This window comes from Granulicella mallensis MP5ACTX8 (genome assembly GCF_000178955.2).
Taxonomy (GTDB): Bacteria; Acidobacteriota; Terriglobia; order Terriglobales; family Acidobacteriaceae; genus Granulicella; species Granulicella mallensis.
In genome coordinates this window covers 3,385,170-3,409,448 of record NC_016631.1, presented here as the reverse complement: position 1 = coordinate 3,409,448, position 24,279 = coordinate 3,385,170, and the positions used below count along the sequence as shown (strand labels likewise).

Annotated in this window: 18 protein-coding genes and 1 tRNA gene; 12 read left to right on the top strand and 7 right to left on the bottom strand. The window is 59.6% G+C overall.

Annotation, left to right across the window (positions count from 1 at the left end):
• Positions 1 to 15 precede the first annotated feature (15 nt).
• Genes ACIX8_RS13795 through ACIX8_RS13785 form a run of 3 tightly spaced genes read left to right on the top strand, consistent with a single transcriptional unit; the run spans position 16 to position 2,544 of the window.
• Positions 16 to 1,044 (top strand): glutathione synthase, encoded by a 1,029-nt coding sequence (locus tag ACIX8_RS13795; protein ID WP_044178656.1) that lies wholly within the window; start codon positions 16 to 18, stop codon positions 1,042 to 1,044.
• On the top strand, positions 1,041 to 1,421 hold the full coding sequence (locus tag ACIX8_RS13790; RefSeq protein ID WP_014265959.1) for a hypothetical protein: 381 nt from the start codon (positions 1,041 to 1,043) through the stop codon (positions 1,419 to 1,421). The genes ACIX8_RS13795 and ACIX8_RS13790 overlap by 4 nt, the downstream gene beginning before the upstream one ends.
• Before the next feature lie 19 nt (positions 1,422 to 1,440).
• A complete protein-coding gene (locus ACIX8_RS13785; RefSeq protein WP_014265958.1) occupies positions 1,441 to 2,544 on the top strand; it encodes a carboxylate-amine ligase in 1,104 nt (367 codons plus the stop codon).
• Between the two features lie 382 nt (positions 2,545 to 2,926).
• Here ACIX8_RS13785 and ACIX8_RS13780 read toward each other — a convergent pair whose 3' ends face one another.
• Positions 2,927 to 4,921, bottom strand: coding sequence for an NHL repeat-containing protein (locus ACIX8_RS13780; RefSeq protein WP_014265957.1), 1,995 nt, complete (start codon positions 4,919 to 4,921; stop codon positions 2,927 to 2,929).
• A gap of 554 nt (positions 4,922 to 5,475) precedes the next feature.
• Positions 5,476 to 6,711 (bottom strand): hypothetical protein, encoded by a 1,236-nt coding sequence (locus ACIX8_RS13775; protein ID WP_014265956.1) that lies wholly within the window; start codon positions 6,709 to 6,711, stop codon positions 5,476 to 5,478.
• 512 nt (positions 6,712 to 7,223) lie between these two features.
• Between ACIX8_RS13775 and ACIX8_RS13770 the strand changes: the two genes are divergently transcribed.
• A complete protein-coding gene (locus tag ACIX8_RS13770) occupies positions 7,224 to 8,312 on the top strand; it encodes an aminopeptidase (RefSeq protein WP_014265955.1) in 1,089 nt (362 codons plus the stop codon).
• A gap of 194 nt (positions 8,313 to 8,506) precedes the next feature.
• Complete coding sequence (locus ACIX8_RS13765) at positions 8,507 to 9,730, top strand: hypothetical protein (RefSeq protein ID WP_014265954.1); 1,224 nt, start codon at positions 8,507 to 8,509, stop codon at positions 9,728 to 9,730.
• Positions 9,731 to 9,744: 14 nt separating this feature from the next.
• On the opposite strand, the gene ACIX8_RS13760 is transcribed toward ACIX8_RS13765, so the two are convergent.
• Positions 9,745 to 10,839 (bottom strand): hypothetical protein, encoded by a 1,095-nt coding sequence (locus tag ACIX8_RS13760; RefSeq protein WP_014265953.1) that lies wholly within the window; start codon positions 10,837 to 10,839, stop codon positions 9,745 to 9,747.
• A 446-nt stretch (positions 10,840 to 11,285) separates the two neighbouring features.
• Here ACIX8_RS13760 and ACIX8_RS13755 point away from each other — a divergent pair, with 446 nt between their 5' ends.
• The 5 genes from ACIX8_RS13755 (at position 11,286) to cobA (ending at position 16,992) form a co-directional block, all read left to right on the top strand.
• Positions 11,286 to 12,548 carry an MFS transporter gene (locus ACIX8_RS13755; RefSeq protein ID WP_014265952.1) on the top strand — a complete coding sequence of 421 codons (1,263 nt, stop codon included), beginning with the start codon at positions 11,286 to 11,288 and terminating at the stop codon, positions 12,546 to 12,548.
• 117 nt (positions 12,549 to 12,665) lie between these two features.
• Positions 12,666 to 13,430, top strand: coding sequence for a phenylalanine 4-monooxygenase (locus ACIX8_RS13750; RefSeq protein WP_014265951.1), 765 nt, complete (start codon positions 12,666 to 12,668; stop codon positions 13,428 to 13,430).
• 373 nt (positions 13,431 to 13,803) lie between these two features.
• Positions 13,804 to 15,531, top strand: a complete 1,728-nt coding sequence (gene cobG, locus ACIX8_RS13745; RefSeq protein ID WP_014265950.1) for a precorrin-3B synthase — start codon at positions 13,804 to 13,806, stop codon at positions 15,529 to 15,531.
• A gap of 10 nt (positions 15,532 to 15,541) precedes the next feature.
• Positions 15,542 to 16,189 carry a precorrin-2 dehydrogenase/sirohydrochlorin ferrochelatase family protein gene (locus ACIX8_RS13740; RefSeq protein ID WP_014265949.1) on the top strand — a complete coding sequence of 216 codons (648 nt, stop codon included), beginning with the start codon at positions 15,542 to 15,544 and terminating at the stop codon, positions 16,187 to 16,189.
• Entirely contained in the window at positions 16,189 to 16,992 is an 804-nt protein-coding gene (cobA, locus tag ACIX8_RS13735; protein ID WP_014265948.1) for a uroporphyrinogen-III C-methyltransferase, read from the top strand. Before ACIX8_RS13740 ends, cobA begins: the two co-directional genes overlap by 1 nt.
• Before the next feature lie 184 nt (positions 16,993 to 17,176).
• Here the strand turns inward: cobA and ACIX8_RS13730 are convergent, their stop codons facing one another.
• Both ACIX8_RS13730 and ACIX8_RS13725 read right to left on the bottom strand, forming a co-directional pair.
• The gene (locus ACIX8_RS13730) at positions 17,177 to 19,072 is read right to left on the bottom strand and encodes a M61 family metallopeptidase (RefSeq protein ID WP_014265947.1); all 1,896 of its coding nucleotides are present in this window, start codon (positions 19,070 to 19,072) and stop codon (positions 17,177 to 17,179) included.
• 89 nt (positions 19,073 to 19,161) lie between these two features.
• Entirely contained in the window at positions 19,162 to 19,722 is a 561-nt protein-coding gene (locus ACIX8_RS13725; RefSeq protein WP_014265946.1) for a glutathione peroxidase, read from the bottom strand.
• A gap of 186 nt (positions 19,723 to 19,908) precedes the next feature.
• On the opposite strand from ACIX8_RS13725, the gene ACIX8_RS13720 reads away from it, so the two are divergent.
• Positions 19,909 to 21,789: an APC family permease gene (locus ACIX8_RS13720; protein WP_014265945.1), complete on the top strand. Its 1,881-nt coding sequence runs from the start codon at positions 19,909 to 19,911 to the stop codon at positions 21,787 to 21,789.
• A gap of 437 nt (positions 21,790 to 22,226) precedes the next feature.
• Positions 22,227 to 22,301: transfer RNA gene (locus tag ACIX8_RS13715), tRNA-Ser, on the top strand.
• Between the two features lie 138 nt (positions 22,302 to 22,439).
• Here the strand turns inward: ACIX8_RS13715 and ACIX8_RS13710 are convergent.
• Both ACIX8_RS13710 and ACIX8_RS13705 read right to left on the bottom strand, forming a co-directional pair.
• Positions 22,440 to 23,639, bottom strand: a complete 1,200-nt coding sequence (locus ACIX8_RS13710; protein WP_014265944.1) for a cysteine desulfurase family protein — start codon at positions 23,637 to 23,639, stop codon at positions 22,440 to 22,442.
• A gap of 9 nt (positions 23,640 to 23,648) precedes the next feature.
• A complete protein-coding gene (locus ACIX8_RS13705; protein ID WP_014265943.1) occupies positions 23,649 to 24,269 on the bottom strand; it encodes a hypothetical protein in 621 nt (206 codons plus the stop codon).
• Positions 24,270 to 24,279: the final 10 nt, after the last annotated feature.

Here is a 24,279-nt window from a genome sequence, read left to right as displayed (position 1 = left end):
ATTGCGGATATGGCAGTGAAGAAGATCGGCGTGTTGTTTGGGATGGAAAACACTTTTCCGGGGGCTCTGGTCGAGCGCATCAACTCGATGGAGATTGAGGGCATTCGGGCGGAATTTGTCGAGATCGGGGGGATTGAGATGGCTAAGCGCAGTTCTTATGCCGTCATCGTCGACCGAATATCGCACGATATTCCTTTTTATCGCTCGTACCTGAAGAATGCGGCGCTGACGGGGACGGAGGTTATCAACAATCCGTTCTGGTGGTCGGCTGACGATAAGTTCTTCAACTACGCGTTGGCGGAGAAGCTTGGCGTTGCCGTGCCGCGAACGGTGCTGCTGCCGCACAAGAACTATCCGCCGGATACCAATCAACGCTCCATGCGCAACCTGCAGTACCCGCTCGACTGGGATGCGGTCTTTGAGTATGTAAAGTTTCCGGCGTTCCTGAAGCCGCACGACGGCGGCGGCTGGCGCGATGTCTACCATGTCCACAATCGCGATGAGTTCTTCCATGCCTACGACCAGACGCGCGACCTCTGCATGATGCTGCAGGCAGAGGTTAAGTTCCAGGAGTACTTCCGCTGCTACGTCGTTGGGCAGGAGGACGTGCGGATCATGACGTACGATCCGCGCCGGGAGCATGCGCACCGTTATGTACTCGATCCGCCGGAGTATCCAAAGGCTCTGCTGGCGCGGGTCAAGAAGGATGCGTTGAAGCTTTGCCGCGCGCTTGGCTATGATCTGAATACCGTTGAGTTTGCGGTGGAGAATGGCGTCCCGTACGCCATCGACTTCATGAATCCCGCGCCCGATGCCGACCGGCATGCGGTGGGAGAAGAGAGCTTCGAGTGGATCGTGGACCATGTCGCGAAGCTCGCGATCAAGAAGGCGAAGCTGGCCGGGGAGCCGATGAAGGATCTGCGCTGGTCGAGCTTCCTGGGCGCTGAGCCCGCGAAGAAGGCTTTGGCAAAGAAGAGTGCTGCGAAGAAAGTTCCAGCGAAGAAGGTGGCCGCGAAAAAGGCCGTAACGAAGGGAAATCAATGACGATACGCACGATGTGGATGCCGGGACTTTGGACTGCTTGCCTGCTCGCGATGAGCGCTTCCTGTTTCGGTCAGACAAAGACGGTCGACACGCAGCAGCGGGCCGAGAACCTGAGCGGGTCCGTTTACTCCGAGGACGCAGGTGGGGCCAGGCAGGCGATGGGCGATGTGATCGTCGCGGAGTGCACGCGCGGTTTCAAGAGCTGCATGATGATGTCCAAGACGGATGAACAGGGACGATTTTCGATCTCTTCGGAGCAGAACACGAGAGTTCATTACCTGCAGTTTTTATCGCCAGGCTTCAGTGAGTCCCAGGTGACAGTGACGCTGGCCAAAAACGGCGGTAAGCTCAGTGTTCGACTTGTGAGCAATATCTAGTTTCGCCAGAGGTTGAATCATGCGACCGACCTTCACGCTGGGAATCGAAGAGGAGTACCAGACCATCGATCCTGTGACCCGCGATCTGCGCTCGCATATTGCGACGGAGATGCTGGCGCAGGGGAAGCTGCGGCTTGAAGAGCGCGTGAAGGCCGAGATGCATCAGTCGGTCATCGAGGTCGGAACGCGCATCTGCCGCAATATCGGCGAGGCGCGGGAGGACATCTACGACCTTCGCCGCAACATGATTCGTCTTGCTGAAGAGCATGGGCTGGTGCTGGTTGCCGGGGCGACGCATCCCTTTGCCGATTGGCGCTCGCAGGAGATCCATCCCGACCCGCGCTATGCCAAGGTCGTGGAAGATCTGCAGCTGGTGGCGCGGTCGAACCTGATCTTCGGACTGCATGTGCATGTGGGGATTGAAGACCGAGAGGCGGCGATCCGCATCATGAACTCGCTGCGGTATTTTCTGCCGCACATCCTGGCGCTCTCGACGAACTCTCCTTTCTGGCTGGGTATGGAGACGGGCTACAAGAGCTATCGCGCGAAGGTCTTCGAGAACTTTCCGCGCACCAACCTTCCGGATACGTTCAATAGCTACTCGGAGTTCGAGAACTATGTGAACCTGCTGATCAAGACCAACTGCATCGACGACGCCAAAAAGATCTGGTGGGACGTGCGTCCACATCCGTACTTCAATACGGTCGAGGTGAGGGTGTGCGATATCCCTCTGCGCGCCGAGGAGACGATTGCGATTGCCGCGCTGATCCAGGCAACGGCGGCGAAGCTCTGGCAGCTTCACGAGCGCAATCTGGACTTTCGCCAGTACTCGCGTGCGCTGCTGATGGAGAACAAGTTTCGTGCGGTGCGTTACGGGCTCGCGGGGAAGCTCATCGACTTCGGCAAAGAGCAGGAGGTGCCGGAGAAGGAGTTGATTCTGGAGTATCTCGCGTTCATTGACGATGTGCTGGATGAGCTCCAGTGCCGGGATGCCATTGGTTACATTCGCACGATGCTGGAGCAGGGTTCGGGGGCTGACCGGCAGTTGCGTGTCTTTCGGGAGACCGGGGATTTGAAGGCGGTGGTCGACTATATGGCTGCCGAGACGAAGGTTGGGTTGTAGGGAGATCGATGAGCGCTGTGCGATGCTTTTCCAGCCCATGCCTGGAGTGAGTGGTGAGTCATTAATTCGTCAGAGAAGGATGGTCTGTTCAGCACAGCGCGAAGCGTGTTCCCTGATGCTTCAGCGTCAGGGCGGCGGAGGGAGCCGTAGCCTTTAGGCTACGGAAATAGAGGCTTAGCAAAGATGCGGCCTTTAGGCCCGGGCCTTCTTTCGGCTGCGAACAAAAGGCCCGGGGCTAAAGCCCAATTCTTGCCTGGCCCTTATTCCGTAGCCTAAAGGCTACGGCTCCCTCCGTCCCGCGACGCTAAAGCGTCACGGTTTGCGCTTCGCGCTATGGGGTAACGCTGGTTCTTTAACGAACGAATGACTCACCACGAAGAAGCTACGGGCGTGTGCCCAGGTTGCTGGTTCCGTCCGTTGTTGGGATAGCGGGCAGACCGGCAACGATCGGAGTAATCACGGGGGTAGCAAGGCCGATCAGCTCGGTCACGGGGTTACCTTGTTCGGTTCCCACCCAGACGTTGCCCGAGCCGTCGATCGCCAACGCAAATGGGACGTTCAGGCCACCGCCCGTATAGCCGTTGGTTCCGGAGAGGATTGCTCCGGTGCTGGAGAGTTCAATCAGGGAGCCTCCAGCATTCGCTACCCAGGCATTGCCCGAACCGTCGATCGCGATTCCCGCTGCCTCATCTATGGAGCTGCCGGTGTAGCCATTTGTCCCAGAGAGGACTGTCCCGGCGCTGGAGAACTTGGTCACGGCGACACTCTCTTGATTCGCCACCCAGGCGTTGCCCGAGCTGTCGACCGCAATCCCCGTTGGGACTCTCAGGCTGCCACCCGTATAGCCATTTGTCCCGGAGAGGACTGTCCCGCTGCTGGAGATCTTGGTCACGGAGTCACTCTCTTCATTTACCACCCAGGAATTGCCGGAGCCGTCAATCGCGATCCCGCCTGTGGTTTCCAGGCCACCGCCCCTATAGCCGTTGGTCCCGGAGAGGATTGTTCCGGCGCTGGAGATTTCATACACGGACGAACCCTGGAAATTAGTCACCCAGGCGTTGCCGGAGCTGTCGATCGCGATCCAAGATGCTGCGTTTGACGATGTCAGTCCGCCGCCCGTATAGCCGTTTGTCCCGGAGAGGATTGCTCCGGTGCTGGAGAGTTCAACTACGGCGCCATCTAATCCATTGATCACCCAGGCATTGCCCGTACCGTCGATTGCGATCCCTATGGGATTGTTCAGTCCGCCGGCGGTATAGCCGTTGGTTCCGGAGAGGAACTCTCCGGCGGGGGAGATCTTGGTCACGGAGTCAACTGCCAAATCAGTTACCCAGGCGTTGCCCGCGCCGTCGATCGCGATCCCAAAGGCGTGGTTCAGTCCGCCGCCACCGGTGTAGTTGATCCCGAGGGACAGGTCCTTGGGAGCGCTGAGGAAGGGCTGGAAGGGACTGGCGTTGGTGGCGAGATTGAGCAGGGCGGTGAGATTGGCTGCCGGGTGCTGGGCCATGTTGATGGCCGCCGTGGCTATGTCTCCGGGTACCGTGCCGTACGTTGTATTGGCGAAGAGCGTGCTGCATCCCGACGAGCTGACACCGTTGGAGTTGACGCAGGAGGCCAGGATGTTCGCCACCGTGTTGATCGTAGTCACGGGAACGACGGCCTTGCTGTTCAGGGGCAAGGTCGGATTAGGAGCGCCGCTGGTCTGGTTCACGAGATTCAGCGCGGTATTGAACGCATTGGCCAGGCCGGTCCCGGAGAGTGCATGGCCCGTTACGGCGCTGGGAGCGCCGATGTGCAGGGGATCGGTGGCAAAACCCGCCAGCGCATACGCGGCAGCGACCGTGGTGACCTCATTCATCGATATGGACGTAACCCCTGGAAAGGCCGAGCTGGCGCAGTCGCCCACCACCGCCAGCAGCGTGGCGGCGGGATTCGGCGTGCCGGCAACTCCTGTTCCGGCCAACTGCGGATCGCCGCCGGTCGAGTAGAGGTAGACTTGCTGGCCGGAAGTACAGGCGAACGCCCCATTGATAGCGAAGTCGCCAAAGGTGTCCGTAGTGACGTAGAAGTTCCCATTCGTATCCGCCGGGTTTCCCGTCGCGGCGGTCAGCAGCGAGGTCGACGCATTGCCGGCAGCACCGGAGGTGGGGGCGATGCCCTGGCCGCCGTAAGCTGCCGTGCTGGCGGCATACATATAGACATGCGCGCCACTGAGCGGCTGCTGGCCGCCATGAACCACGCCTTGAATGTGCATCGCGGTCTGCGTTGCGGCACTGGAGACATCCCCGAAGTTTGCCGAGCAGCCGCTCAGCCCCAGAGCAAAAGCCACGCTCAGTACGGTGGCCACAGACGAAAAAGATAGACGATGGTTGCTCACGAAATTCTCCCACACCGGAACGGTGGTTTTATGCGTACAGCTTATGCAGAACAGGGGCCGAATCCAGATAGAGAGAAAGGGACCGAGCCAAGATAGATTAGCAGTCGGTTGGTAGCACTTTGAACCGCAAGGTATAAATCTTCATCGGAGATGCTGGCCTAACGAAGAAAGGCGCCCACCCTGCGCGAAGAGCCGGGTAGCGAAGAGGCTAGTGTGCTGAGTCTCTAGTTCGTTGAAGAACCAGCGTTACCCGTAGCGTGAAGCGTAAATCGAGACGCTTTAGAGTCAGGGAGACGGAGGGAGCCGTAGCCTTTAGGCTACGGAAATAGAGGCTTAGCAAAGATGTGGCCTTTAGGCCCGGGCCTTCTTTCGGCTGCGGACAAAAGGCCCGGGGCTAAAGCCCAATTCTTGCTTGGCCACTTGTTCCGTAGCCTAAAGGCTACGGCTCCCTCCGCCCCGCGACGCTAAAGCGTCACGGTTTGCGCTTCGCGCTATGGGGTAATGCTGGTTCTTCAACAAATTAACGACTCACCATAGTGCCCTCTCCGTATTTCCTATGGAAAGCGAGTGGCGGTAGCGATTACCAGCTGGGTTGCATCGTCACTTTTTGCCGGCTGGCCTCCCGGGCTCGTTGCGGGAGGAGTTGGGCTGGCGATGCTATCGAGAAAGATGGACGTAAGCTTTGAGGCTGCGGCGCACGTTACCTCGTCAACGTTGGGTTTATCGAACAGAAATTCCCGCAGCAACGAGCCGTGAACAGCGTCGAATTCGAATAGCCTTTGTCGCGGTTTGGTGCTCGCTTCCGCCGAAGCAGAGTGCCCGGAGCTTTCCATGACTTGTGCGCGCAGGACCAGGGGGTAGCGCGCACCTGAGACCAGAACATCATGCAGGACGAATCCTCCTGGGAGTTCAACCGGGATGGATCTGTCTTCTCCCACGGGGCTGAGTACGCGGATGGACCTTGCCGTGCCCGGATAGGTAAGCAAGACCTGACTGCCGTAGGGCACAAATTGCGTTCGTTGCAGAACCGCGAGATCAGAACGAACCGTGGCAGAGGATTCGGCCTCCTTTAGCGATCCATAGGTCGCGTAAGGATCGGAGTGAGAGCGATCCTCAAGATCGATGAAGTGGCGGATCGTTCCATCGTCCTTGAGGAGAACCAGCACAGGTTGCAGATTGATCTCATCCCAACCCAGCACGATGAAGTCGCCGGGGCCAAACATCGCAACCTTGAGCGGTTTGAATTTCAGGTCGAGCTGCAGCAGCTTCTCATTGCCGCCGTCATGATCTGAGAGCGAGAGGAAATAACTGGTTTCGCGTGGGGCGGCCGTCTCGTCGTGCTCGTCGCGCTTCACCGCTTCCAGCAGTGTGACTAACTCATCTTCGGCGACGAAGAAGTCTTTGACTGAGATATCTGTGAACTCCAAAGGAATCTTTCGGTGAATGTCTAAGACTTCACCGCTTGGAGAGACCCTGAAAAGTTCAGGTACCGCCAGCGAATCAGGCAATGTGGATTCAGCATTGACAGCGACGAAGGTTGTGCCATCCTCCGAACAATGGGCAGCGGATCGAACGTTTTGTTTGGGGAGACCCAGAATGGGCTTCACTTCGGAGAAGCGAAGTGTTCTCTGCCGCCAGGGTGTTGTGGAGACGGCAGGAGTCTTCGGCACAGCGGGTACCGCCTGCGGGGTACTTTGTGCTCCTGTTGCAGTTGTCACCAGGGTGAGGAGACTCAAGGATGCGAGGCAGAAGGTTTTAGAAAGACCGATCATCACACTGTGTCTGGTCATACCGATGGGCGATCCTCTATCAGAGAGGACGGATGGGTTGGGGAATCGCTCGATTATTTTTGCGATGCCTGGAGCAAGGGCACGCTTTGCGGCTGACGACAGGCTTCTTTGCCAGGGAGTACAGCATTCCCTTGGTTTCTTTGGCAGTACACGCAGTTGTGAATACAGGGGTTTCTCCACTCCCGTTGGTCGGTCGAAATGACAGGCTCGGGAGGTAGGTTGTACTCAGTACAGTTGAAGCTTCAGGCGAAGGATGTCCGGGGTGTCCTGCGCTGTTGTGGCGCTGCGAATGCGGGGGTCCTTCGCGTACCGCTCAGGATGACGACGAAAAACAAACAACGGCGATGACGACAACGACGAAAAACAAACAACGGTGATGAAGGGAAAGCAGTTACGGCGTTGAGTGTAAAAACAGCCCGGCGTTCTATAAATAAAATGCCCATAATTCTACAAAATAGATGGGTTCTAGCCGTCATAGGCACGTTATCCTTGTGTGAATGGTGGGTGAAGAAATGAAGACATTGGATACGTTGCAGGCTATCGAAACTGAAGTAGCGCCCACTGCGGGGACTGATCTGCGCGCCGTTGCTTTTCCGGCTGAGTATGCCCCGGGTGCGCGCAATGCGGTTGTCACCTGTCTCAAGATCAAGCCTGAGGAGAAGGTCACTCTCATTACGGATGAGAGCTGCCTGGAGATTGCGGCGTCGCTTGCCAGCGAGCTCGATCATGCGGGATGTACTTGGAATGCCTTTGTCGTCGATCGCATCGCGCCGCGCCCGTTGAAGGGGATGCCGGAGGCAGTTCTCGCTGATATGGAGAGTTCTCAGGTCAGCATCTTCGCCGTGCAGGTGCAGCCGAATGAGCTGCTCAGCCGCATGCAGATGACCGATGTCGTCAACCGTCGCCACATGCGTCATGCACACATGGTGAACATTACCCCTGAGGTGATGGTGGAGGGCATGCGAGCGGACTTCAATGCGGTCGACCGCCTGAGCCAGGTGGTGCTCGATAAGGTGCGCAAGGCGACTTACGTCCGGGCGACGACGGCTGCGGGGACGGACATCCGCGCGGAGTTAAACCCGAGCTATAAGTGGTTCAAGACCTCCGGCATCATCAGCACGGAGAAGTGGGGCAATCTGCCGGGTGGCGAGTGCTTCACCGCGCCTGGCGAGGTTAACGGCGTCTTCGTTGTGGATGGTGTGGTTGGGGACTTTCTCTGCGCGCGGTATGGGATTCTGCGCGATACCCCCTTGACGGTGAAGATCAGCGAGAACCGCATCACTTCGGTCTCCTGTGCGAACAAGGAGCTGGAGCGCGAGTTCTGGAGCTATACGCATACCGACGAGAACTCGGATCGTGTGGGTGAGTTTGCGATCGGAACGAATATTGGAGTCTCGAAGGTGATCGGAAATATTCTGCAGGATGAGAAGTTTCCGGGGATTCATATTGCGTTCGGCGATCCCTATGGAAACCACACTGGAGCTCCGTGGAAGTCGACGACGCATATCGATGTGGTGGGGCTTTCGTTCAATATCTGGCTGGGCGGGGACGAGGGAGAAGAACAGATCATGCGTGAAGGCAAGTTTCTCGTTGCTGCGTAGAGTGGCGGTCTTCGGCAGCAGCGGTTGGGGTGGTTGAGGTTGGAAAGGTGCCGGCGGTTTGGGCGGGATGGAAGGTTTCGGGGTCCTTCGACTGCGTCACTCGCAAAGTGCGCGAGTGACTTCGCTCAGGATGACGATTTTGTGAGTAGGGTTGTTCTGGATTTGTCGTTGCGATGTAAGCTGAGCTGAACCTGATGATCGAGCCTTTTCGCAGTGACTTCAACGCGCGCTTCACGCAGGCGAAGTATGCCGAGTTGTTACAGCGGCTGAACGAGCGAACGCAGACACAGATAGAGTTTCGTGTGGCCGAGACGCCGTGCTTCTTCTCTTCGGAGTTGATGGAGCGCATGGTGCATGCGGGTGTTGAGCTGACTTCGCAGTTGCTGGGCAATGTTCATTACATGCGGGATTCGGCGGCGACGGTTCCTGCGGCGTATCGCGTGCCACACGAGGATGCACATCCGCATTTCATGGCTGTCGACTTCGGACTGGTGCGCGACGAGTGGGGGCGGATGCAGCCGAAGCTGGTGGAGATGCAGGCGTTTCCTTCGCTCTTCGGTTACCAGGCGGAGTTGTCGCGGGCATATATCGAGGTCTATGGGCTGGATCGCGAGCTTCGTTATTTCCTCGGGGGGCTGGACGAGACGGGCTATTGGTCGCTGCTGCGTGAGGTGATTGTCGGCAGGCACGATCCGCGGAATGTAGTGCTGGCAGAGATTGCACCGGAGATCCAGAAGACTCTGCCGGACTTTCGCGTCCATGAGCAGCGGCTGGGGATCAAGACGGTGGACGTCGCCAAGCTCATCAAGCAGGGAAAGAAGCTCTTCTATCGTGAGGAGAGCACGGGGCAGTTGGTTCCGATCCATCGCATCTATAACCGCGTGATTGTCGATGAGTTGGAGCGGAAGGGGATTGTGTTGCCCTTCGACTACCGCGATGAGCTTGAGGTGGAGTGGGCGGGGCATCCGAACTGGTACTTCCGGGTGAGCAAGTTTTCGCTGCCGCACCTGGACCATCCGACGGTGCCGCCGGCGATATTTCTGGATGACTGGTATGCGGGTGTGGGACGAGATCGGTTGCCGGAGGATCGCAGCGAGTGGGTGTTCAAGCCGCTGTATTCGTTTGCGGGCAAGGGGATTCAGTTTGCGCCGACGGATGCCGATCTTGCGGCTGTGCCGCCTGTTGAGCGGCACAATTATCTATTGCAGCAGCGGATGCACTTTGAGCCCGTGATTCAGACTCCCGAAGGGCCGACGCAGCCCGAGGTTCGCATTCTGTATGTATGGCCGGAGGGGAAGAGCATGGTGCCGATGATGAGCCTGGTGAGGATGGGGCGCGGGTTGATGATGGGAGTCGATCATAATCGCGATAGGACGTGGGTTGGGAGTTCGGCGGGGTTGGTTTGGGGAGGGGGTTAGTTCTTCGAATCGTCTTATGGGTACGCACGGATTAAGGAAAAGCTGAGCTGCCCGGATACTACTGCTGCGTTCAGAAAGTACAGGTCCGTAGGCCCTAACGCTACCGGAGTGCCAGCGAAGGGGGTGTCGAGGCTATACGTTTTCAATAGAGCCCCATTTGCCGCGTTGTAGGCGTTGAGCACGAAATGGTTAAGTCCATTTTTCTTTTCAGGGACATTCGTCGGCAGCGCCGCCTGATCGAGATAGACATTGCCATGATCCACGATCATGGCCAGAGGAAACATCTCTGAGGCGGTATCGGACTTGCCCTCGATCTTGATCTCCGAAACCGTTCCGGTAGGATGCACGCAGATGAATTTAGCGCCCCATTGGGGGCTGTAGAGGTAGATGGAGTCGTCATCTCCGCTTACGATCTGCATGGCACCCGCATCCATCGCAGCCTGGTTGATTTGTTTGTCGGAAGCCTGTTTTATGTCACTCGTTCTATTGGGTCCAGAGGCTGGCTTTGCTTCGGAGTTCAGCCAGGGCAATATGTCGAGCACCTTCATCTGGCCGCGAGCATCGAGTAAGGAGACATGAAGCCTGGCGTGCTCGTCGTACCCCATTGCGAGGAAGCCCTCTGAGTTGCTGAATTGAGCCACCTTCGCCGGACTGAAGCCGGTATCAGGTAGTTCGATGAGATCCTTGTATTGACCATGTTCATCAAAGCGCAGTATCCCCGAGCGGGTGTCGGGGAGTCGCTGATCTGTTTGCCCGGGAGGGTGAATTTCGTTCCAGTTGACTGTAGCTAAGACACCGCGGCCGGGCACCGGGCTCAGATTGATTACGAAAAGATCTGAGGAGTCCCTGGTAATCGTTCCGGGAACCATGGATGTATCCAGCGCTACATGCGTGTGGCCGTCGAGGTCCACAGCTGTGTATTGATTGGGACCCGTTAGAACGTAAAATTCGCCATAGCCGGTGACGGCGCGGTAACTGATTAATTCAGAACGCAGGGAAGAGAGTTTAATTTCTTCTCTTTGGTTGAGCGTGGACGAGGCCTGTTGAGAGTTGGCGGGAATGCACTCGAAGAGTAGTACGAAGATTGTGAGAACAAGTTTCTTCGGCATGGGCGATTCGCTATTCCTTTGAGGTCATCAACAGGCTTGTGACAGCTTTCAACACACTCTGTGTAGCGAGGTTGGAAATGCCTTGTTGCAGGTGAATTGCAACACCGACAAAGCAGCGTGGTCAAGATGTAAGAATGGAAAAGCTCTTGATGACCACAGGGGTTTCTTGGAAGAGCGCGGGGCTTGCTTGTCCTGATTCCGAGACCTGCCTCCGTCGCCCCGACGCTGAAGCGCCGGGGGGCGCGCGCTGTGTTTGAGCGGCTACATAAACGTCTGTGGTGGTACGGGCGAAAAACGGGTGGAAGCAGGTTCCTTGCTGCGCTCGGAATGACAACCAGAAAAGCAAAGGCAGAAGCAAAGATAAAGGCAAAGTAGAGGTAGAAAGAAAAGCTGAAGCATAGACAAGAGCTAGGGTAAGTTGTTAGACAGGTTCCTGAGGACGCTCGATGCCGCTGCTGCAACCCTTCCGTTCCCTTACCACTACGCAGCGCCGTGCTTTTACGGCATGCTTTCTTGGCTGGACGCTTGATGCCTTCGACTTCTTCATCCTTACGTACTGCCTGGACTCGGTGGCGGCGTCGTACCACGTCAACCTTGAGACGGTGGCGTATAGCCTGACCTGGACGCTCTGCATGCGTCCGCTGGGTGCGCTGCTGTTTGGTCTGCTGGCAGAGAGGTTTGGGCGGCGGCCTACGCTGATGATCAATATCATCTGCTTCTCGGTCTTTGAAGTGGCCTCGGCCTTTGCGCCTACGTTCCACATCTTTCTCATCACTCGTGCGCTGTTCGGAATTGCTATGGGTGGTGAGTGGGGTGTGGGCGCGGCGCTGGCGCTGGAGACGCTTCCTGCGGAGAACCGTGGGTTCTTTTCAGGGCTTCTGCAGGAGGGCTATGTGACAGGGAACCTGCTGGCGGCGGCGGTCTATGGGCTGGTCTTTCCGCATCTGCATGGGCATGGGTACCTGACCAACTGGCGTGTGATGTTCCTGATCGGTGCACTGCCTTCGTTGCTGGTGTTCTATATTCGCTCGGGTGTGGCGGAGTCGCCGTCCTGGGAGGCGAGCCGCCGCAAATCTCTTGGGACTGCGCCGCACTCGCTTGGCTCGGTCTTCCAGCAGATCTTGAAGCACATGCCGCTGTTTCTGTTTCTGGTTCTTCTGATGACGGCGTTCACGTCCTTCAGCCACGGAACGCAGGACCTGTATCCCACGTTTCTGAAGCACGATCATCACCTGACGCCGCAGACGACTTCGATGGTGGCGATCATCGGCAACATCGGCGCGCTGCTGGGAGGCATCTGCTGTGGTGCGCTCTCGGAGCGCTATGGGCGGCGGCGCACGATCATCATCGCGGCGCTGCTGGCGATTCCTGTGATCCCGCTCTGGGCGTGGAGCCATACGGCGGCGATGCTCGCGTTGGGCGGCTTTGTCATGCAGTTCATGGTGCAGGGAGCTTGGGGAATCATCCCGGTTCATCTGAATGAGCTTGCGCCGGCGCAGGTAAGGGCACTCTTTCCGGGGTTGGCGTATCAGCTTGGCAATCTTATTTCGTCGCAGAATGGCCACTTCCAGGCCGCGCTTGCCTCGCGTTACTTTGACGGACGGCTGACGCCGGTAATGGCGCTGACGGTGCTGTTGGTGGGGCTGTTGGTGGCTCTGGCGACGGGATTTGGGCGGGAGGCCAGGGGCGCGGATCTGTCGTCGGTCTGATGTCTCTGGGCTTGTCTTTTCGTTAACTTATCTGCTCTTATAGTGGGTCGAGCTGGAGACAGCGCTGGCGCACCTTGAAGGGGTGCCGGGTTGCTCGGGGTTCGCAGGAGAGTTTTCATGTCCGTAGCCGCTATTCCGACCCCCACGAAGCTTCACGCCGCAGAACCGTTTCTCATCCAGCAGGACTGGGCCGGCTACACGCCGGAGCAGCATGATATCTGGCGCGAACTTGTGTTGCGGCGCATGCCGCAGTTAGTGCAGCACGCCTGCGCGGAGTACCTCGATGGCTTCCACCAGATTGGGCTGCAGGCCGATCAACTGCCGGATCTCACGGCGGTAAGCAAGCGGCTGCAGCCGCGTACGGGATGGCAGTCGACCCCGGTGAGCGGGTTTCTGCCGGCCGATGCCTTCTTCGAGATGCTGGCCGCGCGCATGTTTCCGACGACGACGTGGATTCGCAGCCGGGAGTCGATGGAGTACACGCCGGAGCCCGATATCTTCCATGACGTCTTTGGGCATGTGCCGATGCATGCGCACCCGGTCTTTGCGGACTTTCTGGAGCACTATGGCAAGGTCTGCGCGGCGCTGACGAGTGCGGATGCCCTGGAGCGCATGGGGCGGCTCTTCTGGTTCACGGTGGAGTTCGGTGTGATTCGCGAGCGGGGCGAGATCAAGGTCTATGGCAGCGGGTTGATCTCGTCGCATGGGGAGTGCACGCAGGTGGTTGAGCGGATTGCCGGGCTTGAGATTCGGGACTTCAACCTGGAGCAGGTGTTGGAAGAGAAAGTCGATACCGGGAATATGCAGAAGGTGCTGTACGCGATTGAGTCGTTTGAGCAGATTTATGAGGCGACGAAAGAGGCAGAGGCGCGGTTGGGGTAGAGCGGTGGCGGTGCTGGGGAAGAACGGGAGGAAGCAGGTTCCTCGCTGCGCTCGGAATGACAACCAGAAAAGCAAGAGCAAAAGCAAAAGCAGAAGCAGAAGCAGAAGCAGATTCCCTTCGGGAATGACAAACCAGAAAAGCAACGGCAAAGACAAAAGCCAGACGGCGGTCAGACAGAATTTGCTTCCAGCGCTCATTCCCGTTACCCTTAGTGGTATGAGCTTTTCGCGCATCGCAACCTGTTGTCTTTGCCCCGGCACCGGGGCGTCGATATTGGTTGCTCGATAGCGAGCACAGATTGACGATTTCCCTAAGTGCCCACGAAAAGCTTCGTGGGCCTTTTTGCTTTGATTCCTGACCTGGAGAACAGACTTGAGCGACACAGCAACCCCCGCGACGCCCGTAGCCGCGCCCAAAGAGACCAAAGCCCAGAAGGTCGAACGCCTGAAGCGTGAGAAGAATCCCTGGAATGCCTGGGATGAGGTGCGGCAGTTTGCCAGTGAAGGCCGCGACAGCGTACTGCCGGAGTGGACCGGGACGTACTTCAAGTGGTGGGGCGTTTACACGCAGGGCGATGGCGTCGGTGTGACCGGCGGCGTCGGCGGCGAGGGGAAGGCCAGCGAGTACTTCATGATGCGCATCGGCCTGCCCAACGGCATGCTGACCGCGAAGCAGCTCCACGTGATCGCCGATATCACCGCGAAGTATGCGCGGGGCATCGCCGACATTACGACGCGCCAGAATATCCAGTTGCACTGGCTTACGATCGAGTCGCTGCCTGAGGTTGTCGACGCGCTGACGGCGATTGGGCTTTCTCCCAAGGGCGCCTGCGGTGACGTAGTCCGTAATGTGACGGGCTGCCCGCTTGCCGGGCTCGATGCCGATGAGTTGATCGATGCCTCTCCGCTGGCGGTGGAGATTGCGCACAAGCTGACGGCGAACCCGGAGTTCTATAACCTGCCGCGCAAGTTCAAGATTACGGTGACCGGTTGCCCGCTCTGGTGCAGCTACCCGGAGATCAACGACGTTGCGCTGACTGCGCTGAAGCGCGTGAAGGATGGCAAGGAAGAGATTGGCTACAGCCTGCGCGTCGGTGGAGGCCTTTCGACCGAGCCGCATCTCGCGGTGCGCATGAATGCGTTTATCCCGCAAGACAAGGCCTATGACGCTGTCAAGGCTGTCTGCGAGATCTTCCGCGAACAGGAAGTGCTGCGTGAGAACCGCACCCGTGCGCGCATCAAGTACCTGTTCATGCGCAATGGCTGGACCGCGGAGACGATGCTGGCGGCGATCGAAGAGAAGCTGGGCTTCAAGTTCGATCCGTGCGAGGAAGGGCCAATTGCGAAGGATCTCTATCGCGACCACGTTGGCGTGCATCGCCAGAAGCAGGAAGGCCTGAGCTACGTTGGAGCGACGGTACTGAACGGCAGGCTTACGGCCGATCAACTTCACTCGCTGGCTTCGCTGAGCGAGACCTATGGCGATGGCCAGTTGCGCGCCACGATCGGACAGAACATTGTGCTGGTCAACATTCCGAATGCGAAGATTCCCGCGCTGGTGCAGGAGATCACCGGGCTGGGCCTGCAGGTTGAGCCGACGGTCTTCTATCGCGGCGCCGTGGCCTGCACCGGTACGGAGTTCTGCAAGCTGGCGATTGCCGAGACCAAGGGTTTCACGAAGTGGCTGGTCGGAGAGATGGAAGAGCGCCTTCCGGAGTTCGACCAGCAGCTGCGGCTGCATGTGACGGGCTGCACGAATAGCTGCGGCCAGAGCTGGATCGCGGACCTCGGCCTGGAGGGCAAGAAGATCAAGAAGGACGGCAAGATGGTGGATGCCTACTACTTCTGCGTCGGCGGGGCGGTGGGCGAATATGCTGGTATTGCGCGCCAGATCGGCTATCGCGCTACGGCAGAGGACTGCCCGGAGGCTATCGAACGTCTGCTGCGTGGGTATCTGTCGACGCGTGCGGAGGGTGAGAGTCTGCGCAGCTACTTCCGCAGGACCAGCGATGAGGATCTGCGGGCACAGCTTGCGGGAGCGGTGGTTTCGGCGGTCGAGCGCGATCCCGCGCCGGGCCGTGTTCCGGCGAACGTAGGCTAAGGATGCAACGATGAGTCTCTTTCCGATCTTCCTCAAACTTACGGCCAGGCCTTGCGTCGTCGTCGGCGCGGGCCTCATCGCCGAGTCGAAGATTGAGAGCCTTCTGCTTGCCGAGGCACGGGTTACGGTCATCGCTCCCGAGGCGTTGCCGCGCGTTCAAGAGTGGGCTGAGGCGGGGGAGCTTCAGTGGCATCGGCGTGAGTATGCGCCTGGCGATCTGGCTGGAGCGTTTCTTGCTGTGGCTGCTACGGCAACGCCGACGGTGAATCGTGCGGTCTTTACCGAGGCTAATGCGGCGGATATTCTCTGCAATGCGGTCGACGATCCTCCGTTCTGCGACTTCTACTTTCCATCGGTGGTGCGGCGCGGCGAGTTGCAGATCGCTATCTCTACTGCCGGCGAGAGCCCCGCGCTGGCGCAGCGGCTGCGCAAGGAGATCAACGCGCAGTTGCCGCTGGATACCGGGGATTGGCTGGCGGAGCTTGGCCGTCTGCGGCGTGAGGTGACGGCGGTGGAACCGATTGGCGAGCCGCGGAAGCTGTTGCTGCATGAGTTGGCGCAGCGCGAAGTCTGCGGCTATGACGGCTGTCCATCGCGGATGAGAGCGCGGCAGCACGCGCAGGAACAGGGATTCCTTTCTGCTGAGGAGATTTTGTGATGACCCAGGCGGTGAAGGGAACTGTTTATCTTGTGGGCGCAGGGCCGGGTGATCCGGAGCTTTTGACGGTGCGTGCGCTGCGGCTGCTGGAGTCGGCGGATGTCGTCTTCCATGACGACCTTGTGCCGGATGAGGTGCTGGCGCTAGTGCATCGCCATGCGCTGATTACCAGCGTCGGCAAGCGTTGTGGACGGCCGCGTATTACCCAGGCCGGGATTCATGCGCTGATGATCGACTCGGCGAAGGCGGGCCAATCCGTGGTGCGGCTGAAGAGCGGCGATCCGCTGGTCTTTGGGCGTGCGGGAGAAGAGATTGCGGCGCTGCGGTCGGCGGGGATTCCCTTTGAGGTGGTGCCCGGCGTGACTGCGGCGTTTGCTGCGGGAGCCGCGCTGTCGTTGCCGCTTACGGATCGCAAGAGCGCATCCAAACTGATCTTCTGCACGGGACATCATGCGGCGGATAAGACAGAGGCTGCGCCGATCTGGGCGGGGCCGCTGCCGGAGGACGCTACGCTCGTTCTCTATATGCCGGGCCGGGATACCGAACGGATTTCGAGGGAGCTTGCTGCCGCGGGCGTTTCGGCGAACACGCCGTGCTGTGCGATCTCGCAGGCGGCGACGCCGCGTCAGAGTTATGCGGCTTGCAGGCTGTCGGAGTTGGCTGGGCTTGCCTGCGGGCCTGCGCCGTTGCTGTTGCTGATTGGGCGGGCGATGGAGTCGTTGCTGGACTCGAAGGATTTGGGTGAGACGGCGGATGGGGTGATCGCTGAGGCCGTGAGGGGCGTTGTGTCGGCAGGGGAGTAGGTGAAGTGGGGTGAGCTTGGATCTCACCACTCCACCGTTTCGCCCGCAAATGTTCGAGTGCGGGTGAGGCGATTGTGCCTAAATGAAGGAGAGCGGTCGTTTGCTACCGCAAACGATACCCCACCCTGCCGCGCAAAGAACGCGCGTCGAGGATGGGGCACCCGGGTGGTATTCAGTCAGGTTGTTACTTGCTGGCGGCATCGCCGGCAGGTGCTTTGGTCAGCGGCGAGGTGATCTCGTCGAGGTAGTCCTTTGTGCCCTCGACGCGGACCATTGCCGGGAAGCGTTCGCCGTCGTGGTAGTCGACGTCGATTGGTTTGATGTAGCTCTCGGTCTGCATCAGGAAGTGGATCGGTTCTGTTGTATTGGACTTGGCTGCTACGAGCGCCTCGTGCAGGCTTTCTGAGCTGAGGACGTGGCCGTTGACGGCGATCAGCTTCTGGCCGGGGGCCAGCTTGGCTTTGTCCGCAGGGCCTCCCCAGCGTACGTCGTAGATCACGCCTTCAGCATTCAGACGCAGACCCAGCGAGTACCAGACGTTGGGGCCTGAGAAGCGGCGGTTGCCGCCTCCCATGTGCTCGGTGTCGGAGGGGTGGTCCTGATAGACGATCTTGTAGCCGCCGCGCTCGATCCCGGCGAAGTCGGCATGCTCGTTTACCAGGTCAACACGCTCGTGCAGGAAGCCTGCCCAGTCGAACTTCACCACCTCGTTCAGCTCGGCGATGATCTCGGCCCGGTTGTAGGTCACGATCGACGGGCCGGTGTTGCCGCCCTTCGCGAGGAAGAGGTGGAAGAAGTCGGTGAGAGACTTCTGGTCGTTGGTGAGCTCGCGGATCTTCGTATCGGCGTCGAGCCAGAGCAGCTCGCCTTCCTGGTAGTAGTCCTGCCCACGGCGCCAGTTGGACCATACGGGGCTGTTGCTGCGCAGGACGCTGGCGGCGAGTGCTGTGTCGTCGGTGGAGCGCCAGTTACGGCCGCTCTTGTAGTCAAGCGAAGCGGCCGAGGCGGCCAGGTTGTCGCGGTACTGTGCCTGGGATTTGAGGCCGGAACGTGCGGCGAGCACATTGCCCATGTACTGCGTCATGCCCTCGTAGACCCAGAGCAGTTCGCCGACTTCCGGGGCGGAGAAGTTGGTCTGGTAGAGCTTGTCGGGGCGACGATACTTGCCATTCCAGGAGTGGGTGAACTCGTGGGCGAGCAGGTCGGCATCCCCTGCTTGATGGTGTGCGTCGGAGTAGGCGAGCTCGTCGACTCCGTTGTCGGAGGACTGGCCGTGCTCCAGGCCTTCACCGCCGGCGACGTCGGAGAGCGTCAGCAGGAAGTGGTAGACGTTGTAGTGGCGTGAGTTGTAGGCAACACCGGCCTCGCGGACGAGGTTGGAGACCTCCTGCAGGAACTCGGGGCGCAGGTTGGAGTCGTTGGGCTCGTCGGAGACGACGTCGAGGTAGTGCTTCGGCGTGACCTCGGGGGCGAGCGCAAACTCGTGGAAGTATTCACCGGCGATGACGGGGGAGTCTTCCAGCTGCTCCACCGTGGTGGCGTGGAACTCCGTGGTTCCGCCGACCTTGGCGTTGGGGTCATAGTTGCCGGTGGGCTGCAGTGCCGTACCGATGCCCCATCCGGCCGGGACGGTGACGCTGGGCTGGATGGAGATCTTGGCTACGGGAACGTTGGCGGGGTAGAGCAGCAGCTTCTCCCACTCGAGGACGGCGATCTTGTCCGAGGCGCGAGCCAGCACGATGCAGTCGAGGTGCGCGTGGAGGCTTGTCACTCCGGCGGGAATCTCGAGATGGAACGCGTAGAGATCGACGTCATCGCGACGCCACTGCAGGGTCTTGCCGTTGGCGGTGAAGACGACGCCGGTGATGTCCTCGACCGGGCCGGTGGGGCGATGGTTGCCGGGAATCCACTGGGGGGTGGTGAGGGTGAGATGTCCGGGCTTGACCGGGAGGTCAATCTCCGCGTGGTAGAGCTTGCGTGGGGCTTCGGTAAGGTCTGCGGTGATACGGATAGGTGTCTGCGAGAACGCGGGCAACGCCACAGCGAAGACAGACGCAAGGAGCAAGGTCCTGGTGAGCATGGTGCAGGTGATCCTCTCTGAAGCAACAAATTTTCAGTGTTAAAAAGAAGACGTAACTTGAGCAGGCTGGGACGCAGCCTCCCCCTGTCCTAATTGGACAGGGCTTGTTCGATTGCGCTGACGATGCGGGGATCGCTGGGGAGCATGTCGGGGGCAAAGCGGGCGATGACGGTGCCGTCACGGCCTACGACAAACTTTTCGAAGTTCCAGAGGACGGCGGGGAGCGGTGCGGGCTCGGGGAGGCCCTGGGACTTGAGGTAGCCGGAGATGTTGCCGCGGAAGCCTGCGTCGTTGACGACATGCTCGGGCGCGGCCGAGGTGAGCTCGGCGTAGAGCGGGTGCTGTTCCGGGCCGGTGACGGCGATCTTGGCGAACACGGGGAAGGTGACGGGATAGTCAGTTGAGCAGAACTTGGCGATCTCCTGATTGGAGCCGGGTTCCTGGCCTGCGAAGTCGTTGGCGGGGAAGCCGAGGATTACGAACCCCTTGTCCTTGAACTGCTGATAGAGGGTTTCGAGATCGGTGTACTGGGGGGTAAGTCCGCAGCGGGAGGCGACGTTGACGATCAGCAGGGCCTTGCCGGAGAAGTCGGCGAGGGTGGTGGGGGAGCCGGAGAGGGTCGTGAGCGGGAGGTCGTAGAGAGTCGGCATAGATAGGATTATCGCCGAACCGCTCGATGGTTCAAAAAAGCCTGGGTTTTGAGGAGAGTTGGGGGCTGCTGGGGGCGATCTGCAGAATAAAAGCCGATAAAAATTGTTTCCGTATGCAAGCGGTTTGACAACCTAGCGTAGGATATTTATCGGTGTGCCCTGCGGGCACCCGAGGTTTAGTGAGGCATGAGCATTTTTGATGTTCTGTTTGGAAAACCGCTAGCGACCAGTGCCGAACACGACGAGCACATTGGCGTAGCGGCAGGAGTCCCGATCTTCGGGCTGGATGGACTTACCAGTGCGGCATATGGACCGGAAGCGGCCATGACCCTTCTGATTCCCCTGGGTGTCCTGGGCGTATCCCATTATCTGTTGCCCATCTTTGGATTCATTCTGACGTTGTTGGTGATCTTGTACTTCAGCTACCGGCAGACGATCATTGCCTACCCGAATGGTGGCGGATCGTATACCGTGGCCAGCGAAAACCTGGGTGACGGAGCAGGACTGCTGGCAGCAGCAGCCCTGATGATCGACTATATTCTGACGGCGGCGGTGGGTGTTTCCGCCGGTGTTACGGCGCTGGTCAGCGCCGTCCCTGAGCTGCATCCGCACCAGTTGCTGATCTGCCTCTTCATCCTGGCCGCGATCGCGATCGTGAACATGCGTGGCGTGCGCGAGACGGGTTTTGTGTTCATGGTGCCGACATTCCTCTTTGTCGGCACGATTTTGGCCACCATCGGTGTTGGTGTGTATCGCAGCGTGGTCAGCGGAGGGCATCCGGTGGCGGTCCTGGCACCCCCACCGCCCATTGTGACGGTCCTTCCACACCTTTCAACGTGGCTGCTCTTCGCTCTCCTGTTGAAGGCTTTTTCGAGCGGGTGCGCGGCCATGACGGGTGTGGAAGCTGTGTCGAACGGCACCACGGCGTTCAAGGAGCCACGCTCGACGAATGCCAATCGCACGTTGACGGTGATTATCGGCATCCTGATCATCCTGCTGGCAGGATTGTCTTACGTCGCCCGTGCTTATGGGGTTACGGCGATGGATCCCGATGCGCACAACTTCCAGAGCGTGTTGAGCATTGCTGTAGCGGCGGTGTTTGGACGTGGCTGGTTCTACTTCCTTACGATGGGCGCGGTTCTCGCCGCTCTGTCCTTTAGCGCGAACACGGCCTTTGCTGACTTTCCGCGCATGGCGCGTGCGATTGCCGTCAGGGACTATCTGCCGCATGTATTTTTGCTGCGCGGACGGCGGTTGCTGTTCTCGCACGGCATCTATGCGTTGACTGGCTTTACGGCCATCATCCTGATCATCTTCAACGGCGTGACGGACAGGTTGATCCCTTTGTATGCGATCGGCGCCTTTTTGGCGTTCACTCTTAGCCAGGCGGGCATGGTCAGGCACTGGGTGAAGGAGAAGGACGCTCCGCATCGCCACATCAAGATGTTCCTCAATGGACTGGGCGCGGTGGCGACGGGCATTACGCTGCTGGTCGTTCTGACCTCGAAGTTCATGGCCGGCGCGTGGGTGACCGCGCTGCTGGTGCCTTTCCTCATCGGTCTCATGATGATGGTGAAGCGGCACTATGTGCGAGTCAAGATGGAGACGGAAGACCCGACGCCGTTGCGGCTCACGGGCCTGGAACCGCCTATCGTTGTGATCCCGATGGCACGGTGGGACAAGATCACCGAGAAGGCCATGCGCTTCGGCATGCTGATGAGCCCGATCGTGAAGGTCGTCCATGTGGACAGCGACGATTCGGATGCCTTGGGTTGTGTCTGGGACAAGATGGTGATCAAGCCGGTGCGCGAACACAATATGGCCGAGCCGGAGTTGATTACGGTGAAGAGCAGCTATCGCACGATCCTGTCTCCGCTGATGGACTATGTGCTGAAGCTGGAGGACGAGAATCCAGGACGCAAGATTGCGGTACTGCTGCCGGAGCTCGTGGTGCGGCACTGGTGGGAGAACCTGCTGCACAATCAGCGCGTGCAGTTGCTGAAGCTGATGCTGTTGTTGAAGGGCAATCAGCGGATCGTTGTGGTGAATATTCCCTGGTATCTGTGAGGTCAACACAGGGCCAACGGCCCGGCTTATACCAGCCTGGGGTGAAGCCCCAGGTACGGAGCCTATAGAGGTTTAGAGGGCTGAAAGCCCGATTCATCGTGGTGGCATCGATGAGTCGGGCTTTCAGCCCTCTACTTCTGTTTCGTGCGTAACCCAGGGCTGGGATGAAGCGGGCTGTTGGCCCTTGTTGGTGGCTTCGATTTTAGGGCTTGCAGGTGCGGGAGAAGAACGGGAGGAAGCAGGTTCCTCGGCTGCGCCTCGGAATGACAACCCGAAAGGCAAAAGCAACGACAAAGGGTAGTGGGTCAATTTGAAATCTGCTGTGGGGCGGCTCGGATCAAAGCCGGAGGACGATGCAAGCATGGATGCGAAACGAACACGCTAGAGAAGAGGAGCTTGTCGGACTGCTAAAATCATGTTGCGGGTAGCGCCGCTTTGAGCCAGTAGCTCAGTTGGATAGAGCATCGGACTGCTAATCTGGGGGTCGGCGGTTCGAATCCGCCCTGGCATTGTGGAGCGCCGAGTGACTGCACCTCGGCGTTTTCTCTTGATCAGATTTCGAACTGACCTACTGCCGACAGCAGCCAAAGCAAAAGTAGAAGCAGATTCGCTTCGGGAATGACAACTAGAAAAGCAACGGCAACGCTGGCTTAGCTGAGTGAGCGCAGGCGTGCGACTACCGCTGGAATGATCTCGAGTGCGCGGTCGATCTCTTCGGCGGTGGTGAGGCGGGAGAGGGAGAGGCGCAGGCTGGAGCGGGCTTCCGCGGGGCTGAGGCCCATCGCCAGCAGCACGTGCGAGGGTTCTGTGGCACCGGACTGGCAGGCTGCGCCGAAGCTCGCGGCGATGCCCTGGATGTCCAGCGCGATGAGCAGGGCTTCGGCGTCGATACCGGCGATGCGCAGGTTGGTGGTGTTAGGGACGCGGGGTGCGCCTGAGGCATTGATGATGGCGTTGGGGATTGCGCTGAGCAGGCCTTGTTCGAGACGGTCGCGGAGGGCGCTGAGACTCGTGGGCGCTGGGGTTTCTGCTGCGAGGATCGAGTTACGAGAGTCGAGTTGCGAGTTGAGCCACTCGTGGGCCAGCTCGGCGGCGCGGCCGAGGCCGACGATGCCGGGGACGTTCTCTGTGCCGGCGCGGCGCTGGCGTTCGTGCGGGCCGCCGTGGAAGAGCGGTGCGAGCTGGACTCCCTTGCGCACGAAGAGGACGCCGGTGCCTTGCGGGGCGTACATTTTGTGGCCGGAGAGAGAGAGCAGATCGACGTTCTTGAACTCGCCGGAGAGGTCGAGCGGGAGCTTGGCGGCGGCTTGCACGGCGTCCGTGTGGACGAGCGTGCCGTGGGCCTTGGCGATGCGTGCGAGCTTGCCGACGGGCTGGACCGCGCCGGTCTCGTTATTCGCCAGCATGATGGAGACCAGCTTGGTGTGCGGCTTCAATGCGGCTTCGAGCGCTGAGGGGTCGATGACACCATCGTGCGCAGGGGCGAGATAGGTCACTTCGATGCCGCGCCGTTCGAGCGATTCCGCGGTGTAGAGGACGGCGTGGTGCTCGATGTTCGAGGTGATGAGGTGCGCAGGCTCGCCGGAGTCGAGATAGGGCTGCAGGACGCCCGAGAGCGAGAGGTTATCGCTCTCGGTGCCGCCGGAGGTGAAGATGATCTCCTTCGAGGTGCAGTGGAGGAGCTTGGCCATTGCGCCGCGAGCGTGCTCCACGGCAGAGCGCGTGCGCTGGCCGGACTGGTGCGCGGAGCTGGGGTTGCCGAAGCTCTCCAGCCAGAAGGGACGCATCGCCTCGACGACTTCGGGAAGGACTGGCGTTGTTGCGTTGGCGTCGAGATAGATGCGCTGCATAACTTGATTCTATTTCGGCGGGGTGGCGGCTGCACTGGCAACGCTGGTCGCGTCGAGTGTGAGCGGGCTTTGCAGCGTCATCTGGAACTGCCAACCAGCGGCGATGAGAATCTTGGGCGGCTTCGAGCTGTTGTGCGAAAAGAGCCGGGCGAAGAATCCCTTGGGTTTGGGCGCAGGTGCTGGAGCCGCCGGCTGCATGGCGATCTCGCTCGGAGTCAGGGGAGCGACGATGCTGCTGGGAGAGAAGCCGGAGGCGTCGGTGGCGTCCAGGTCCGAGGTGTAGCCGTTGGCGAAGACCAGGCGCGTGAAGTGAACCTGGACGAAGGGCTGACTCGTCTTCTTTGCCCTCTTGATGATGGCGGTGATCTGTCCTTCGGCGAGAGTTCCGACAGGGAGGGCAATCTGGTTGCCCACGGTGACCGGAAAGGCGATCGAGGCAGTAACGGTGTCGCCGGCCTTCATCACCTTTTTCGCAATCGGAGTGACGAGCGTGAGCGGCGCGACGGTACCGCTGGGAATTGTGAGGCTGGAGGATGCTGCAGGCGGTGCGGCCTGTTGTGCGGTGGCCGCCGGCAGGGCCAGGAGGCTGAGATTGGCGATCAGGAGTAAGGTGCGGAAGCGAAGCTGCATGATGGAGTCC

Bases quoted from the DNA above. Each gene is read 5' to 3' on its own strand.
- ACIX8_RS13740 (WP_014265949.1), top strand. From the start codon at position 15,542: ATGAGTCTCTTTCCGATCTTCCTCAAACTTACGGCCAGGCCTTGCGTC.
- ACIX8_RS13785 (WP_014265958.1), top strand. From the start codon at position 1,441: ATGCGACCGACCTTCACGCTGGGAATCGAAGAGGAGTACCAGACCATC.
- ACIX8_RS13760 (WP_014265953.1), bottom strand. From the start codon at position 10,839: ATGCCGAAGAAACTTGTTCTCACAATCTTCGTACTACTCTTCGAGTGC.
- ACIX8_RS13770 (WP_014265955.1), top strand. From the start codon at position 7,224: ATGAAGACATTGGATACGTTGCAGGCTATCGAAACTGAAGTAGCGCCC.
- ACIX8_RS13790 (WP_014265959.1), top strand. From the start codon at position 1,041: ATGACGATACGCACGATGTGGATGCCGGGACTTTGGACTGCTTGCCTG.
- ACIX8_RS13765 (WP_014265954.1), top strand. From the start codon at position 8,507: ATGATCGAGCCTTTTCGCAGTGACTTCAACGCGCGCTTCACGCAGGCG.
- ACIX8_RS13710 (WP_014265944.1), bottom strand. From the start codon at position 23,639: ATGCAGCGCATCTATCTCGACGCCAACGCAACAACGCCAGTCCTTCCC.
- ACIX8_RS13755 (WP_014265952.1), top strand. From the start codon at position 11,286: ATGCCGCTGCTGCAACCCTTCCGTTCCCTTACCACTACGCAGCGCCGT.
- ACIX8_RS13705 (WP_014265943.1), bottom strand. From the start codon at position 24,269: ATGCAGCTTCGCTTCCGCACCTTACTCCTGATCGCCAATCTCAGCCTC.
- ACIX8_RS13720 (WP_014265945.1), top strand. From the start codon at position 19,909: ATGAGCATTTTTGATGTTCTGTTTGGAAAACCGCTAGCGACCAGTGCC.
- cobA (WP_014265948.1), top strand. From the start codon at position 16,189: ATGACCCAGGCGGTGAAGGGAACTGTTTATCTTGTGGGCGCAGGGCCG.
- ACIX8_RS13775 (WP_014265956.1), bottom strand. From the start codon at position 6,711: ATGACCAGACACAGTGTGATGATCGGTCTTTCTAAAACCTTCTGCCTC.
- ACIX8_RS13750 (WP_014265951.1), top strand. From the start codon at position 12,666: ATGTCCGTAGCCGCTATTCCGACCCCCACGAAGCTTCACGCCGCAGAA.
- ACIX8_RS13725 (WP_014265946.1), bottom strand. From the start codon at position 19,722: ATGCCGACTCTCTACGACCTCCCGCTCACGACCCTCTCCGGCTCCCCC.
- ACIX8_RS13730 (WP_014265947.1), bottom strand. From the start codon at position 19,072: ATGCTCACCAGGACCTTGCTCCTTGCGTCTGTCTTCGCTGTGGCGTTG.